The sequence below is a fragment of the Shewanella sp. HL-SH4 genome, assembly GCF_051164845.1.
In the GTDB taxonomy this organism is placed as follows: domain Bacteria; phylum Pseudomonadota; class Gammaproteobacteria; order Enterobacterales; family Shewanellaceae; genus Shewanella; species Shewanella glacialimarina.
Map to the genome: position 1 here is coordinate 1,706,729 of NZ_CP195037.1, position 17,207 is coordinate 1,723,935.

The window sequence follows — 17,207 nt, forward strand, 5'->3', positions numbered from 1 at the left end:
ATGGATATTCGTTCACTCAAGCTTTACCTACATTTATGCGATAGTTTGCACTTTGCCAAAACGGCCGAGCAAACCCACGTCAGCCCATCAACACTCAGCCGAGCCATGCAAAGATTAGAAGAGGAAGTCGGTTGTAAATTGCTTGAGCGAGATAATCGCAGTGTCAGCCTAACCCATGCCGGAGTTGAGTTTAAGCATTTTGCTGAACAAACGTTATCTGAATGGACACAGTTGAAACAGCGCATTGATCCACAACAAAATGTGTTACGTGGCCGGTTAAATATTTTCTGCTCGGTTACCGCAGCTTACAGTCACTTACCGTCACTATTAGACCGATTTAGGCGTGAACATCCCCATGTAGAAATCAACTTAACCACTGGCGACCCTGCTAATGCCATAAACGAAGTGCAACAAAATAGGGCTGACATTGCCATACTTGCGCTGCCAGATGTCCTTGCACCCAGTATTCATTTCAGTAAAATTGATTATGTACCTTTATCTATTATCGCGCCCACTATGCCCTGCCAGGTTCAACAAATGGTGTCGCAAGCTAATATTGAATGGGACAAGTTGCCGTTTATTGTGCCTGATCATGGCCCTGGACGTCGTCGTGTTGATAATTGGTTTAAGCAAATGGGTTTCAAGCCGAATATATACGCTCAAGTTGCTGGACAAGAGGCTATTGCTTCAATGGTGGCGCTAGGATGCGGGGTTGGCATTAGCCCTGATGTAGTGATTCAAAATAGCCCAGTGCGAGGACGGATTCAAATGGTGGCTTCACCGGTTGAAATTCCAGGGTTTGAGCTAGGCTGTTGTTGCAAAGACAAACGCACTGACGATCCAATCATCAATGCGTTTTTACAGGTCATTTAAAGTAAGTCTATTTTCGTCACTAATAACTGGTCGACTTTGTATGAATCAATGTCGACCACTTCAAATTTATAGCCGCCATAATTAACGAAGTCGGTTCGTTTGGGGATTTTACGTAGCATATACATAATAAAACCCGCGATGGTTTCATAGTTCTGACTGTGGGGAAATGACTCGATATTAAATGCTCGCATCACATCGGTTATCGGTGTCACGCCATCCACTAACCATGAGCTGTCATCACGACTGACAATTTGCTCTTCACTTTCGTGTAACGACCAAGCACCCATCACTGCACTTTGTAAATCATTGGTGGTCACGATACCGACAACTAAAGCGTATTCATTCATCACTACCGCAAATCCGGTGCGATTATTTTTAAAGTACTCCATCGACTCTGACAAGGTCAGTGTATCGGGAATAATCAGACAGCTATGCACCAAGGAGCTGTCTTTTAAGTTAATACTTTGGCCGTTAATTACCCTAAGCAAAATCTCTTTAGCATCGACATAACCCAAAATAGTATCTAGTTGGCCATTACACACCAAAAACTTGCTGTGGGGTTGATCTGCAATTTTACGCTTTATAGTGTCTTCAGAATCTTGCTGTAAAAAAAACACTAAACTTTCACGTGCTGTCATTGCTGAGGTAACAGGGACGGACTGCATTTCAAATACATTCTCCATCATTTGCTGCTCGCCTTTGTCCAGAACACCCGCTTCAGTGCCAGCACTCATGATCGCGTAAATATCATCATGGGTAATTTGGTCATTCCGTATCATAGGAATTTGTAATAACTTAAATAAGCCATTCGCCAAACCATTAAAAAGCCAAACAAAGGGTTTTAGCAGCGTAATACACACTATCATAGGCGCGACTAGGGTCACCGCCACTTTTTCTGGCATCACCATGGCAATACGTTTTGGCATTAAATCAGCAAATAAGATAAACAGTGAAGTCACACAAATAAATGATAATACAAAACTGCTTTGACTGACCCAAGCAGGGTCAACCCATGACGATAATAGACCTTCAAAATATGGCCTAAATGCACCTTCACCCACAATACCACCCATAATGGCGACGGCATTAAGCCCTATTTGCACAACCGTAAAAAAACTGCCCGGATGAGCTTGTAAATTCAGCACTTTAACTGCACGAACATCCCCTTCTTCAGCAAGGGCTTGCAAGCGGATTTTACGTCCGGCAGCTAGGGCTATTTCTGACATTGAAAAGAAACAGCTAATCGCAATTAAGCCCATCATAATTAAAAAGTTGTCAACAAAACTCATTACTACCTCTGCCTAATTTTTGTTTATAGGCTGGTTAAATCGCTAGGAGCACGATAAACATCATGACCATTATAAGGGGATCAAATAGCAACAACTTTGGTAGTTACAGCTAACTTGAAAACGGCATTAATCTACTTTAGTTGAATTGAGCATCTTTGTGCTGTTAAAAATCGCCGTATGGTACTCGAAGTATTATTTATAAAATAGTCTACACTTACTGAATATTGATCGAACTGCCTATATTTTTATTGATTAATCCATGGAATCAGGATTATCCACAGCAAAGGATCTGTTTATGGCAATTGCCTGTATTAACACTCGCGCCAGTTGTGGCGTTGATGCCCCAATAGTGACCGTTGAAGTCCATTTAAGTAATGGCCTGCCGGCCTTTAATTTAGTCGGCTTGCCAGAAACCTCAGTAAAAGAAGCAAAAGAGCGAGTCCGCAGCGCCTTGATAAATGCAGGCTTTGAAGTGCCACAACGCCGAATTACCGTCAATCTTGCCCCGGCTGACCTACCTAAACAGGGTGGTCGCTACGATTTACCTATCGCAATTGGCATTTTAGCTGCATCAGGGCAAATCCCAATTAAGAATATCGCCCAATATGAATTTATTGGTGAGCTTGCACTATCGGGGCATGTTAGATCCTGTAGTGGTATTTTGCCCGCCATTATCGCTGCAAAAAATCAATATCATCATTTATTTATGCCACTAGAAAATCGTTATGAAGCAGAACTTGTAGGCTATGAACACTGCTTTTTTGTTGCCCATTTACAGCACTTAGCGGCTTTTCTTCACGGGCAATCACAATTGCCTAAGTTAGATAACTTACCCCAATGGATAGATGACGCCCCCACTGATGAAAGCCATTTATGTATGAGCGAAGTGATTGGCCAGCACCAAGCAAAACAAGCATTAGAAATTGCCGCTGCTGGCGGGCATAACATGCTAATGCTCGGGCCACCAGGTACTGGCAAGTCGATGTTGGCCAATCGAATTATTCCGTTGATGCCTAAACTGACTTATGAAGAAGCAATAGAAGTCGCGGCGATTCATTCAGTGGCGGCGCTCAGTATTAAACCTGCTAACTTCTTGAACCGCCCCTTTCGCGCGCCACATCATACTTGCTCCTCGATTTCATTAGTCGGCGGCGGTAGCCACCCAAAACCTGGGGAGATTTCATTAGCTCATCGCGGCATTCTCTTTTTAGATGAAATAGCCGAGTTTCCCCGTAAAGTATTAGATTGCCTAAGGGAGCCGATGGAAAGTGGTGAGGTGGTGATCTCACGCGCCGCAGCCAAGCTGACTTTTTCAAGCCGATTTCAGCTAATTGCTGCAATGAATCCTAGTCCATGCGGTGATACCGAACACGCCCGTGCGACACCAGATCAAATTCAGCGTTATTTATCACGTTTATCAGGGCCTTTTTTAGACCGATTTGATTTAACTATTGATGTGCCTAAATTACCCTCTGGTACGTTAACCCAAACCAATACCGCATCAGAAACCAGCGCTAGCATTGCACTGCGAGTCAAACATGCTCGAGATTTACAACTGAGTCGCAACGGGGTGTTAAATAGCGAATTGAGCCCTAAACTGCTTAACCAGCACAGCGGCATTTGCCATCAAGATCTGGTTTTTTTAGAACAAAGTGTCGTTAAACTCGGGTTATCGGTGCGTAGCTTTCACCGAATTCAGCGCGTAGCTCGTACCATTGCTGATCTACAAAATAGTCAAAAGACAGAGCGAAGTCACATAGCTCAGGCCTTGGGGTACCGCGCAATGGACCGCCTACTGGCCAGTTTAAGTAGACAATATTAAAATAAAATCGCTACTGATTGAGCTAAACCTATACAACGAGTAATATAGACCTCCATTTACAGGAGAGTTAGATGTCGTTGTTTTCAAAAATTAAAGGATCATTAGCATTTGTATGCTACTGCATAAATACACTATTTTGGGCTATCCCCATTTTGGTTTTTGGCTTAATCAAACTAATCCCTTTAAAAATAATCGACAAGATTTGCAGTTATATCGCCGATCATTGTGCTTCTGCATGGATTTACTGCAATACTCTCACTGAAAGAATCCTTCACCCGGTCACTTTTGAAGTCACTGGTGATACTGATTTTGATCAAAAACAATGGTATATGGTAATTGCAAACCATCAGTCTTGGGTCGATATCTTAGTACTGCAACGTATATTAAATGGCAAAATTCCTTTTCTTAAATTTTTTCTCAAACAAGAGCTACTTTATGTGCCTGTGTTAGGTCTTGTTTGGTGGGCATTAGACTTTCCTTTTATGCGCCGTTTTAGTCATGCACAACTCAAGAAAAACCCTAAGCTTAAAGGTAAAGACATCGAAATTACCCGCAAAGCCTGCGAAAAATTTAAAACTAAGCCTGTCAGTGTAATGAATTTTGTAGAAGGTACTCGCTTTAATAACGTAAAACATCAACTACAGGCATCGTCTTTTCAACACCTATTAAAACCTAAAGCAGGTGGAATGGCCTTTGCACTTTCAGCTATGGGTCAGCACATTAATAAGTTAGTCAATGTAACTATTTATTATCCTGAACAGGTGCCTTCATTTTGGGGGTATATCTGTGGGCAAACCAAGCACATTAAAGTCAATATTGAAATTAGCGATATTCCACAGAATATGCGCGGTGATTATATTAACGACCGCCAATTTAAAATTGATTTTCAAGAGCAGCTAAACCAATTTTGGTCTGAGAAAGATCAAAAATTACAACAGTATCATCAGCACTGCACAGCCCCAAGTCATAGCGCGACAATTAGCAGTAAGTGCACTAAAAAGGCATAAATATCAATGTTATCGTTTTTACCTGGCCCAATTTTATATGCAATAAGTCTGACTTTATTGATTATCAATACTATTGTTTGGAGCTCATTACTCAGCATTGGCGGCATTGTTAAATTACTATTGCCAGTCAAAACGATTCGCTTAGGTTTATCTCACTTAATGAATCGCTTTATGTGGTGCTGGGCAGTCTGCAATGGCGGCATTTTAGCACTAATTTCTAATATTGAATGGGACGTAGAAGGGCTTGAGAATCTTGATAAAAATAGCTGGTATTTACTGATAAGTAATCACTTAAGCGGTTTTGATATTGCTGCGCAAACCTATTTACTGCGTAACCATATTCCAATGCTAAAGTTTTTTCTCAAACAAGAATTGATGTATGTACCCATTATGGGATTGGGCTGTTGGGCGCTGGATATGCCATTTATGCATAGAACTAGCCCTGCAAAGTTACGTAAAAATCCTAAATTAAAAGGTAAAGACTTAGCAACGACTCGCAAGGCTTGCGCTCGATTTAAACATTTACCAACCTCTATTATTAACTACGTTGAGGGTAGTCGCTTCACGGTAGAAAAACATCAACGCCAACAATCACCTTACCAACATTTACTGCGCGCAAAAGCGGGTGGTATTGCTTTTACGCTTTCGGCAATGGGTGAACAATTTACTAGCCTTCTTAATATTACTTTAGTGTATCCAGACGCAAAGGCTGATGAAGATATACTTTATGGCGTGATGAATGGTCGTGTTAAAAAAGTTGTTATGAGAGTTGAAATACTCCCCGTTCCTAAGGTTGACCCTGAAGTTTATTTTTCTCAGGCGGAATATAGAGCTGAATTTCAGCGTTGGTTGAATGATTTGTGGTTAGAGAAAGATAACCAAATCGACGGCATCCTTAAGCAATATGCTGATAAATCTATAACAAGTAACGAACAATAACGATCAAGCATCACCTGTAAAACTAGCTATAATCAATAGCAAATAGATAACGAAAAAATATATCTATTAATAATTGATTAACAATTGAATTTCCCACCTTACAAGGTAGTATTGATTTAGGCTGTCATTTCATAATAATAAAACACAGAAATTAAGCTGTCATTTTATAATAATAAAACACAGAAACTAAGGTGTCGTTTGATTTTACGCATATTTTCACTTTTGATTACAGCCATTCTATTTGCAGCTTCATTGTATGCAACACCTGCTATTGCGTTACATAAAGGCAAGTATAGTCATATTTCAGAGATCAAATTTGAGCACTTTGATAGCCAGCAAGGGCTAAACCAAAACAGTATTACTAAGTTGTTTATGGACAGTGCTGGTATGTTATGGATTGGTACTCAAGATGGCTTGCACAGTTATAATGGTGTCGATTTTCAGATATACCTCAAGCGTTCTGCTGATCCCGAAACAATTTCAGATAATTATATTACTGATATTATACAAACCCCCGATGGTGCACTTTGGGTCGCAACCTTTAATAGCGGCCTAAATAGACTTGACCTTAAAACCGGTAAGTTTACTCGATTTAGTGAAGTAGATGGCTTAGCTGATAGCCAAGTGTCTCACCTTGCTGTTATTGGTGACACTCTTTGGATAGGCACACGTTCTGGCCTGTTTATGATGTCCCTCAAGACTTATAAAATCACTTCTATTGGCCTTGGTAATAGCTTAGAACCACAAATAACCAGTTTAGCTAATATCGATGATAAGTTTGTCATCGTTGGAACGGACAGGGTTGGAACTTATGCCATTGATACTAATACAATTAATCGTTTAGATATTCCAAATGAAATGCAGGTTAACCGAATTCAGGCCAGCTCAGTTTTTGCCGTTTGGTTAGCTATTGATAATCAAATATGGCGTTATAATTTAGATACCCATCAAAAAGAACTTATCTGGCAACGATCTGATGCTATCGGGAAAAAGAATGATATCAAAGACTTTATAGTTGTTGATGCCAACCAAGTATGGGCGATAGGCAATGGCTCAGGGCTTATTCAGTTAGATTTTGACGGCAAGGAATGGCAAAGCCAATATCATAAAAATCAAGCCTATAAACTAAATAGTTTGAGTGAAGATAATTTATACACCATGATGCTCGATCCTAATGGCACCTTGTGGCTAGGGACTAGCTTCTCTGGTATCGACAAAATTAATCTTAGTAATCAATATTTTGCTCACTTATTCGATAGCAGCACCAGTAACCCACGCAAGGCTAATATGATCAGGGCAATTTATCGTGATCATAAACAACGCTTATGGATTGGAACGGATGGAAAAGGCCTTAAATATTTAACTGAGGATGGGAAATATACCTATCTTAATGATCAATTCTCTGTGTTGTTGAATATTCCTGCCACTGAACTCGATATACAAGTTAACGATATTATTGAAGATAGTGAACAAACTGTATGGTTTGCGACCAGCATAGGGGTATTTACCTTAGATAAACAAGATACGCTATCGCAAGTTAAGCCTCACAATCCAGCGCTGCAGGCAGATATAAATTTTCGCAGCTTAGCCATTGATGATAAAAATAGAGTCTGGTTAGCCAGCATACTAGGGCTGTATTTTATCTCTAAAGATAATCAGCAAATGCTGCCCTATAACTTTGGTTTTCAGAAAGAGTATTCACCCTATAAGCACCAAATGCTAACGCTACATTTCAGTGATGGTTATTTATGGATAGGTACCATAGGTGGGCTTGTTAGACTTAATCCAGAAGAAAAAGAATTAGTTTTTGTTAGCAACGAACCCGGTAATCCCTATAGTTTAAGCGATAACCGCGTGCGAGACTTTCTTCGCGCCTCAAATGGCGATCTCTGGGTAGCAACCCATGGGGGTATAGACAAACTAACAACAGATTACGGTATTTTTAAATTTGAACGCTTGGATGTGAAAAACGACTTAGCTATAAATACAGCATACAGTTTGCTGGAAGATAATGACCAAAACCTATGGCTAGGTACCAACTCAGGCATTGCACGTTATAACCCCACAACGAAAAAATTTACTTCATTTAATATTCACGAAGGGATACAGGCTTTAGAGTTTAATGGCGCGGCTCGTTTTAAAGACAGTAATGGTGACATGTGGTTTGGCGGCATAAATGGGCTAAATTACTTTACGCCGAGCGATATACCACAGCAACGTCCCCCAATAAAATTAGCACTCACTAGCTACACTATTGGCGATACCCGCTATCCGGTTTTGGATCTTAGTCACACACCTAAAATTAATATGCCCTATGAGAAACAACTCATTAGCCTTGAAGTTGGCGCGCTCAATTTTAGTTATAGTAATTTAAGTCAATACAGTTACTTTTTAACTGGCTTTGATTCTGTATGGCATAAACTGCCCACTGGCAGCAAAATAACCTACACCAACATCCCACCAGGCGATTATCAACTCATAGTGCGTCATGCTTTAGGGCAAAATGCTTTTGATGAGAAATCATTAGTCATACCTATTTCGGTAATTCCACCACTTTATATGAGTAAACTTGCTTATATGCTTTATGGGATACTCAGCTTTAGCCTGTTGTCATATTTTATGTATTCAAGGCACTATAAACACGAAAAACAACGAGAATTTGAGCAAAGTATTCGTGCATCTGAAGAACGTTTGAAGCTTGCCTTATGGGCTTCTGGTGATGGTATGTGGGACTGGAATATCACACAGAACAAAGTCTACCGCACTAACATGGAGCCTCAGATGAGCTTTGATCATTCTGATGAGTTACTGATACATAGCATTCACCTTGAAGATCGCACAAGAGTAGAAAGTCTACTGCAAGAACATCTTGATGGTAATAGTGAATTTTTCGAGGCTGAATACCGAGTTGAAATAGGTAATGGTAAGTGGACCTGGTTGCTTGACCGTGGACAAGTCGTTGAACGTGACAGCAAAAATAGACCACTTCGTATGGCGGGAACCCATAAAGATATCACCAGCCGTAAAGAAATTGAAAATGAATTAAAACTGTCTTCACAAGTGCTATTCAGTATGAATGAAGCTGTTGTCGTTGGAGAATTAGATTATAGCGTTCGATCAGTTAATCCAGCATTTAGTCGAATTACCGGCTTTAAACCCCGAGAAGTCGCCGGAAAACACTTTTTATTCTTGGCTATGGGCAAACAATCAAGGGAGTTTTATCTTGCCGTTGAAGCCCAATTGTTACGTCATAAGCACTGGGCCGGAGAAATTAAAATCCGTACCCGTAATCGTAAAGGTATTTTGGCTTGGCTAGAAATAAATCAGGTCATCGACAATAAAGGTGAAACCAGTCACTTTGTTGCGGTATTTACCGATATCACTGCCCGTAAAAAAGCAGAAGAAGATTTACGTGTTCTGGCTAACTTCGACCCATTGACTGGCTTGCCTAACCGAACCTTATTCCAAGACAGACTTAATCATGCCATCACCAAAGCGCATCGTTCACAGCAAATTGTCGCGTTATTGTTTCTTGATTTAGATCGCTTCAAACATATTAATGATTCTATGGGGCATCATATTGGTGATTTATTACTAAAAGCGGTGTCAGTGCGTCTTCAAAATGCAATTAGAGAAGGTGATACCGTTGCCCGATTAGGCGGCGATGAATTTACCCTCATTTTAGAAGGCGTTAAAAAAATCGAATCCGCGACGCGAATTGCAGAGAAAGTGCTGCAATCATTTGAAACCCCGTTTTTATTAGACGATAAAGTGTTAACGATTTCATCATCGATTGGTATCAGCTTATATCCAAGTGATGCTGATGATACCACTTCATTAATTAAATATGCCGATACAGCTATGTATCATGCTAAGTCTTTAGGGCGTAATAATTTCCAGTTCTATACCGCTGAGCTTAACCAATATGCTACTCGCCATGTGCAGCTAGAAGCAGGTCTTAAACAAGCTATTACTTTGAATGAGCTGTCTTTGGTATATCAGCCTAAATTTGATGTTAAAACAGAAAAAATTATCGGATTAGAAGCACTATTACGCTGGAATAGCGCAGAGCTTGGATTTATTTCTCCAGCCGAATTTATCCCGCTAGCTGAAGAAACTGGCATGATTAATGAGATAGGTCATTGGGCGCTTAACCAAGCCTGTGGCCAGCTTTCACAATGGCATCAACAGGGATTTGAGCATATATCTGTTGCGGTAAATCTTTCTGCCAGACAATTAAAGGCCGATATAATATCGACCATTGAAGTTGCTTTGGCGGTTTCAGGTCTACCTGCAAGCGCGCTTGAATTAGAATTAACCGAATCAATGATTATGGGTAACCCTGCAGATTCTGTAGATATTCTCACCCAGCTCAAAGCCATTGGTTTAACGATATCTATTGATGATTTTGGTACAGGATATTCAAGCTTAAGTTACCTCAAGCGCTTTCCTATCGATACCTTAAAAATTGACCGTGAGTTCGTACGTGATATTAGTGAAGATCCTGATGATGCGGCTATCACCAGCGCAATTATAACTCTTGCACACAGCTTAGACTTAAATGTTGTGGCTGAAGGGGTTGAAACCCATGAGCAGCTAGAGTTTTTGCGACAAGGTGGTTGTGACCAAGTACAGGGCTTCTTGCTCAGTAAGCCTTTGTCTGTTGTTGATTGTCTGGCGCGTTTACAGTTAGACAAAAACTCGCTGTCATCCTAATAATTACTGATACACATAAATACAAACAAACACCAAAAGGCCTGAAATTATTCAGGCCTTTTGGTTTTTATAACGCGAATAAATTGGCTGAAATTAAAATCAGCAACAAGCTGTCGATTCATTAAAAATCATCTATCACATGAAAAGCACGATACTCATCATAGGCAAATTGATCTGTCATACCACTGATATAATCAATAATCAGCCGCATACGGAAATAAAACTCACGGCAATCTTCATCAGTAATTTGAGTCGTTAGTGCGCCCTCTGCCATGGCTGTTTGGTATGAGGCAATATGCTTAGAAGACAGTTTTTTGTATAAACGTGCTGGATATATCGGAATTGACAGCAACTTATCCTCAGCCGTTTGAACGCCATACATTAATACATTAAATTGCTCACGCCTCAGGATTAACAATGGCTTATAGCATTCCATTAAGCCACTGATTACCCTATAGCCCTGCAATTCTCGCGCTTCCACCTCTGGGTGACAAAAAGCTTGTTCTAACGCGACCCGTTTAAACGTTTCAACAATCATATGATTAGCGCTATTGTCTTCAATCAAGGCATGATTAAAGCTGCCATTGAACACGGCTTCAATATTATCAATAAAGCGTTTCTGGGCATGCTGAGGTAAACGACCATTTACTCCTACTCGTAAGAACACAAAAAACATGCTGTCACTGCCCTTGGCACTTTTACTGGCTTTATCTAGCATCACTTGCATTACAGCTTGGTCTACATCGCTAAGATGTGATGATATTTGGGCAAACTTGTCTATTAATGCTAACTTCATTTGCGTGACGGTTAGCACACCTTTTTCAACCGCATCTTCTAAATCAGCTATACCGTAAGAAATATCATCCGCGGCCTCCATAATATACGCAAAAGGTGAGCGGCAATGAGGAGCGATATCTAAGGTTTTTTGTAACTCAGTGATATAGTCAGTTTCGCTCAAATAATAACCGACCTTTTTCTTTAAATAACTGTGGGGGTCATTACCATTTTTAGCTGGTTTGGGCTCAGTACCACAGCGGGTGTACTTCATGATCCCCGAGGCTTGTGAATAAGTCAGATTCAGTTTTAGCAAGGAGTGAATTAATCGTATTCCCTGAGCATTACCTTCAAAACTAATTAAGTCTCTGGCAATGTCATCGGGTAAGATTTTATTGTGTAATTGCTGATATATGCCCGCAAGACTGTTTTGCAGCCAATCAATCATTGCCGCTTCACCAAAATGACCAAATGGTGGATTACCAACATCGTGCATTAAACACGACATTTCTACGATAGTTTCCAGCTCACGTGCTAAGGTTTTTAAACCATAGTTTTGTGTGTCGGAGTCGTACTTTGACAAGCCATCACAAATCAACTGACTGATATATCGGCCGACTTGCTGCACTTCCATTGAGTGAGTTAATCGGCTACGCACTGCGGCATTTCGCTCTAGCGGAAATACTTGAGTTTTTTGCTGTAATCGCCTAATAGCTGCTGAATTAATGATACGGCCACGGTCACTTTCAAACTGCCTTAATATTGGGCCTGAGGACGCTTTATATTGAAAAGGACGTTCAGCTTTAATTTTAGTATTAAAATGCATATACATTACCCAGCAAAAAAGTATTTAATAGGATAAATTTACAGCATTACTCTTTTATATTCAATGAATTAAACAATCCTCAAGTAATTAAAAGGTGATGCGTCATTTTATTTTAAAATGATACTTTATACGTTAATATTGAGTTATCTACTGATTTTAAAACCATATACTTTATCGACAAAGCTTAACTTAAACATTCAAACTCACTCAGTTTTAGTGTGTTAGAATCAGCAACAAATAAATTTCAGCCATCAACATAAGGTCATCTAATGAATCCAATTATTGCCATCTTAAAAGAGCACAATGTAAGCGATGCTAAAATTAGCGAATTATTTCAAACGCTAACCCAAAATCCATTAATGGCAATGAGCGTTATTGGTCAATTAGGGATCCCAGCTGAAAAATTACAACAATTGATGGCTATGGTTATGCAAAACCCTGCATTAATTAAAGAAGCTGTATTAGAATTAGGTTTTGATTTTTCAAAAGTCGAAGCCGCAAAAGCACAATTACAGCACTAGAGCTGTAAACGATAAAAAGAGTAAAGTGGCACCCTACTTTACTCTTTTTTGATAACGCTCACATTTATCTCAATAATTAAGTTAAGTACTTAAACGATTCATTTGCTTTCGAATAAACGGCACTAAATCACTGGCCTGCAAACCTATAAAGCCTGATTGTTTCGCCGATTGATCCGCTGCCTGACTATGCAGTTGCACCCCGATTAACGCGGCATCTAAAAGTGAATAGCCTTGGGCTAACAAACTCACAATAACTCCGGTTAACACATCGCCCATTCCACCCGAGGCCATCCCTGGGTTACCGGCTAAGCACACATAAACTTGGCGACCATCACACACTAATGTGCCAGCACCTTTTAAAATAGCCACACCACCAAAACGTTGTTGCAACTGTCGCACAGCTTGGTAACGGTCTCGTTCTATATCTATTACAGCGCAGTTTAATAATCTTGCAGCTTCACCTGGATGCGGAGTGATCACTCTATTAACATCGATATTAGGAGCTAATGCCAGCAGGTTTAAACCATCTGCGTCAATCACTTTAGGTTTATCAGATTGACTAACCCGATCGGCAATTAATTTTGCATGCACACTCATCCCTAGCCCGGGACCTAACGCAATGGCCGTAGCCCAATGAATACGAGCATCAACATTATCAAGGCAATCCCAAGCGTGACACATTACCTCAGGACAATATGATAACAATGGCGAGTAATTTGCGCTGTGGGTTAATACTGCGGTTAATCCTGCGCCCGTTCTAGCACATGCTGCTGCACTTAATATTATTGCTCCACCAAAACCGATATCGCCACTGAGTAACAAGGCCTTACCATGATGACCTTTATTTGATGCAGGGTTTCGGCCGAGCAAAGTGTGCTTTAATCTCTGCTCGGTTATAGCATGCACTTCTGCCAAGTTATTTTGCTGAAAAAATAACTCAACCCCCAAACCTACAAAATGTAATGTTCCGCAATATTCCCGCGCCTGACCTGTCACTAAACCTTGTTTGATACCAATAAAGCTGACCGTATGATTTGCGCGTACCGCATTGCCCAATACCGTACCAGTGTTTGCGCATAACCCTGAGGGAATATCAACAGCAAACACTTTTGCCGAACTGGTATTGATCAACTGGATCAATGCAGAGGTTTGTTGTTTAACCACGCCACGTAAACCTGTACCCAATAGCGCATCGACAATCACATCAACACCATCAGCAATGTGAGTGGTTTGAGTATTAACCCTGCCACCTGCAGCCGTAAAGTCACAATAAGCTTGATAAGCATCACCTGTTAATTGGCTCGGTTGATGGGTTGACCACACAGTGAGCTTAATACCCGCTTCACGCACTAGGCGTGCCAGCACATAACCGTCACCGCCATTATTACCGCCACCACAACAGACTAAAATATGTTGAGGCGTTGGGTAATATAGTAAAACAAGCTTAAGAACGGCTTCTCCGGCACGCTTCATTAAGTCAAACATAGTCACACCAGCAAGCTTCGCTGCCTGGATCTCGCCTACTTTAACTTGCTCAGCAGTATAAAAATTATTAGGTAATGTCATGAGGCACCGACTACTTGTTGTTTTGACGATTTATTCAGCATATCGTAAAAACGGCAAGAAACCTTAAAAACCTCACCCCCTATCGTAATACAATATTATTATCTTGATAGAATAGTCAGGCCATATCCTTGAGAGAAAAACAACATAACAAGAGCCCACTTTAGCTTATTAGCCATTTGTATCATTACCGGTTCCACCGTCGCTGCAACTCAGCTTGATACCGCTAAGCAGTTCAAATTAGATCCAAGTAAAGCGCCAGCACAAAATTTTGATTTATCTAAATGGAAAATTACTCTGCCAGAATTAGCCCAAGAGGGAAAAAGTAATGGTAAAGCATTAGAAATCGATAAAAATCAACTGGGCAATACTACAGAACCCTATGTTCATCCACAGTGGTTTTATACCGACAAAAATACTGGCGCTATGGTATTTGTTGCCCCTAATGAAGCCCCTACAACACCCAATAGTAAGAATACTCGCAGTGAACTACGCGCAATGCTCGCTGAACAATATGATCAGCTTAGCAATAACTTCGTTGTTACTTCTCATCCTAATGCCAGTAAATTTGGCGCTATTGGTGGTCAATTAACTGCACAACTGTCGGTTGATCATGTCAGTACCAGTGGCGATCCTGCTATGAATGGTGCATTCGGTGTGGTCATTGGACAAATTCATGCCCCTGATAACGAACCATTAAAAATTCAATATCGTAAACTGCCCGAACATGAATTTGGGTCGCTGTCATGGAATTATGAACTTAATCCCCTATCTGAATTACAGGATGCTACCGACAGTAAAGGGATAAAATATCGCCAGGATATACGTCATGATGTATTTGGTAGAAATGACTTACGAGCAGGTGAACCTGAACCTAAAGAGGGTATCAAACTGGGAGAAATTTTTGCTTATGACGTGAATGTGAAAGGCAATACCATGCACCTTACTTTTACTAAAAACCCAGGTACAGCAAATGAAATTATTAAAACCTTTGCCGTTGATTTAGCCAAAGGTCACTACCAAGGGCATGAGGTCGATCAAGGCTACAAAAATGACTGGATGTATTATAAAGCAGGTGCTTACAATCAATGTAATACCCAAAAAAGCAGTTCCAATTGCCAATCAAGAGGCATGGAAGCGGGCGACTATACCCAAGTTAGCTTTTACCAGTTAGTGCTGAATCAATAAACGGTAATATCATACTGAGCAATACTTGAGGGCTGTGATCTTTCGAGATCAATTTTAACCACAAAAATCAACAGCCCTTATATCAACAGTCTTATCTCACGACTAAATTACTTCTTACCTTCAAAGGCCACCAGCCAAGTCTTGAGCAACTGATTAAGCTCGGGCATCTCAGTATCCGACAGATGATCCACTAAGGTGTGTTGAATACGCATATGTTCTTCAATTGCATCATCTATGGTGGCAAGGCCTTTTTCAGTCAAACCAACCGTCACACTGCGTCTGTCTTCAGTACTGTGAACACGCTTGATTAACCCTTTAGATTCAAGTTTATCTAACCGATTGGTCATCGCACCAGAGGTCAGCATCATCGACGATAATAACCCTGAAGGCGTTAGGGTAAAGGGCGTACCTGCACGTCTTAATGTTGCCAGCACATCAAACTCTCCCATGGTTAACTCAAATTGCTTATGGCAAGCAGATATCTCAGTTTCAATGTGTTTTTGTAGACGCAGAAAACGTCCAAGTATCGCCATTGGCAGGGTATCTAAATGTGGTTTCTGCTCACCCCATTGGGCGACAACTCGATCGATATCTTCCATTTTTCACCTGACTGTTAAGCCGTTAACTAATACCTAAATAAACTTAACGCAAAGATACTTGATAAAAAGATACTTTACAAAAATAAATTATCAGTTCAGAATTGCAACGTATCTTCATACAAAGATACTTAGTTTAAAGGTAATTTATGAATATCCTATTAGCCATGATCCCAGCTTTTTTTTGGGGTACCACTTATGCCATGACCCAGTTCACTTTACCTGACTGGCCACCATTACTATTAGGCGCGCTGCGCGCTTTACCTGCGGGGCTAATATTATTAGCCATAAAGCCTAGCCAACCTAAAAAAGCACAATGGCCGATTTTAATTAAACTGGGTGCAATTAATATCGCGGTGTTTTTCAGCCTTATTTTTGTGATGGCATTAACGCTACCTTCAGCCATATCAGGCATTGGAATGATTTCCGTACCCGTTTTTGCCATGCTATTCCACTGGGTTATCAGTAAAAAGCGCCCTAACCCAGTACAAGCATTTTTTGGCATGATATTAGTGCTATTAGCCTGGATGCTATTTGACCCAAGTTCGATCACGTTAAACCCAATAGGGTTGGTCGCTATGCTAGCGGCTATTAGCTGCATTATTGTCGGTAGCACGATAACCAAGGCACTGGGTACGCGGATTCATTGGTGGACCATACTCACCTGGCAGCTCATTATCGGGGGGGCATTATTACTAGTTAGTGCGGGCGTTCAGGCATTCTTTTTACCGCAGCAATATTTCGATGCGATCAGCCAATTCAGCCTGATAAATGCTGCTGGAATAGGCTGGATAGTGTTGCTCAATACAGTGCTGGGTTACAGCATGTATGTCTGGTTATTACAACGTATGTCGGTGGTCGACTTTACTTTTGGTGGCATTGCCAACCCCATAGCGGGTATCGTTTGTGGTTTAGTGTTAATGAGTGAATCCTATACGCCTCACCAATATTTATTAATGGGCGGAATGATTCTAGCCTCTATCGCACCGGCATTCATTCAGCTGCTGCGCCGAAGAATACCTAATAAAGCTGTGGTAGATTAAGCCTAGTTGTTAACAAAGCTTAGTCAGTGAACTAATAGCATCGTGAACTA

12 protein-coding genes are annotated in these 17,207 nt (G+C 40.7%); 8 read left to right on the forward strand and 4 right to left on the reverse strand.

The genetic code is table 11. The features are described 5' to 3' along the window. Nucleotides 1–873 (forward strand): HTH-type transcriptional activator IlvY, encoded by an 873-nt coding sequence (gene ilvY / locus ACRWQL_RS08440; protein WP_434953085.1) that lies wholly within the window; start codon nucleotides 1–3, stop codon nucleotides 871–873. Here ilvY and ACRWQL_RS08445 read toward each other — a convergent pair. Then, the gene (locus ACRWQL_RS08445; protein ID WP_434930635.1) at nucleotides 870–2,162 is read right to left on the reverse strand and encodes a hemolysin family protein; all 1,293 of its coding nucleotides are present in this window, start codon (nucleotides 2,160–2,162) and stop codon (nucleotides 870–872) included. The genes ilvY and ACRWQL_RS08445 overlap by 4 nt on opposite strands. 295 nt (nucleotides 2,163–2,457) lie before the next feature. Between ACRWQL_RS08445 and ACRWQL_RS08450 the strand changes: the two genes are divergently transcribed. From ACRWQL_RS08450 to ACRWQL_RS08465, 4 genes are all read left to right on the forward strand, one after another. After that, complete coding sequence (locus tag ACRWQL_RS08450) at nucleotides 2,458–3,984, forward strand: YifB family Mg chelatase-like AAA ATPase (RefSeq protein WP_434953086.1); 1,527 nt, start codon at nucleotides 2,458–2,460, stop codon at nucleotides 3,982–3,984. 71 nt (nucleotides 3,985–4,055) lie between these two features. Further along, a complete protein-coding gene (locus ACRWQL_RS08455) occupies nucleotides 4,056–4,991 on the forward strand; it encodes an acyltransferase (protein WP_434953087.1) in 936 nt (311 codons plus the stop codon). Nucleotides 4,992–4,997: 6 nt separating this feature from the next. Continuing rightward, nucleotides 4,998–5,930: an acyltransferase gene (locus tag ACRWQL_RS08460; RefSeq protein WP_434953088.1), complete on the forward strand. Its 933-nt coding sequence runs from the start codon at nucleotides 4,998–5,000 to the stop codon at nucleotides 5,928–5,930. A gap of 198 nt (nucleotides 5,931–6,128) precedes the next feature. Further along, nucleotides 6,129–10,646 carry an EAL domain-containing protein gene (locus tag ACRWQL_RS08465; protein WP_434953089.1) on the forward strand — a complete coding sequence of 1,506 codons (4,518 nt, stop codon included), beginning with the start codon at nucleotides 6,129–6,131 and terminating at the stop codon, nucleotides 10,644–10,646. Between the two features lie 121 nt (nucleotides 10,647–10,767). On the opposite strand, the gene dgt is transcribed toward ACRWQL_RS08465, so the two are convergent. Then, nucleotides 10,768–12,252 carry a dGTPase gene (dgt, locus tag ACRWQL_RS08470; RefSeq protein WP_434953090.1) on the reverse strand — a complete coding sequence of 495 codons (1,485 nt, stop codon included), beginning with the start codon at nucleotides 12,250–12,252 and terminating at the stop codon, nucleotides 10,768–10,770. A gap of 263 nt (nucleotides 12,253–12,515) precedes the next feature. On the opposite strand from dgt, the gene ACRWQL_RS08475 reads away from it, so the two are divergent. After that, nucleotides 12,516–12,767 (forward strand): DUF2999 family protein, encoded by a 252-nt coding sequence (locus ACRWQL_RS08475; RefSeq protein ID WP_226411599.1) that lies wholly within the window; start codon nucleotides 12,516–12,518, stop codon nucleotides 12,765–12,767. An 81-nt stretch (nucleotides 12,768–12,848) separates the two neighbouring features. Here ACRWQL_RS08475 and ACRWQL_RS08480 read toward each other — a convergent pair whose 3' ends face one another. Then, nucleotides 12,849–14,333 carry an NAD(P)H-hydrate dehydratase gene (locus tag ACRWQL_RS08480; protein ID WP_434953091.1) on the reverse strand — a complete coding sequence of 495 codons (1,485 nt, stop codon included), beginning with the start codon at nucleotides 14,331–14,333 and terminating at the stop codon, nucleotides 12,849–12,851. A gap of 183 nt (nucleotides 14,334–14,516) precedes the next feature. Here ACRWQL_RS08480 and ACRWQL_RS08485 point away from each other — a divergent pair, with 183 nt between their 5' ends. Beyond that, nucleotides 14,517–15,518 (forward strand): polysaccharide lyase family 7 protein, encoded by a 1,002-nt coding sequence (locus ACRWQL_RS08485; protein WP_434953351.1) that lies wholly within the window; start codon nucleotides 14,517–14,519, stop codon nucleotides 15,516–15,518. Between the two features lie 107 nt (nucleotides 15,519–15,625). On the opposite strand, the gene ACRWQL_RS08490 is transcribed toward ACRWQL_RS08485, so the two are convergent. Further along, entirely contained in the window at nucleotides 15,626–16,117 is a 492-nt protein-coding gene (locus tag ACRWQL_RS08490; protein WP_434953092.1) for a MarR family winged helix-turn-helix transcriptional regulator, read from the reverse strand. 146 nt (nucleotides 16,118–16,263) lie between these two features. On the opposite strand from ACRWQL_RS08490, the gene ACRWQL_RS08495 reads away from it, so the two are divergent. Next, a complete protein-coding gene (locus tag ACRWQL_RS08495; protein WP_434953093.1) occupies nucleotides 16,264–17,157 on the forward strand; it encodes a DMT family transporter in 894 nt (297 codons plus the stop codon). Nucleotides 17,158–17,207: the final 50 nt, after the last annotated feature.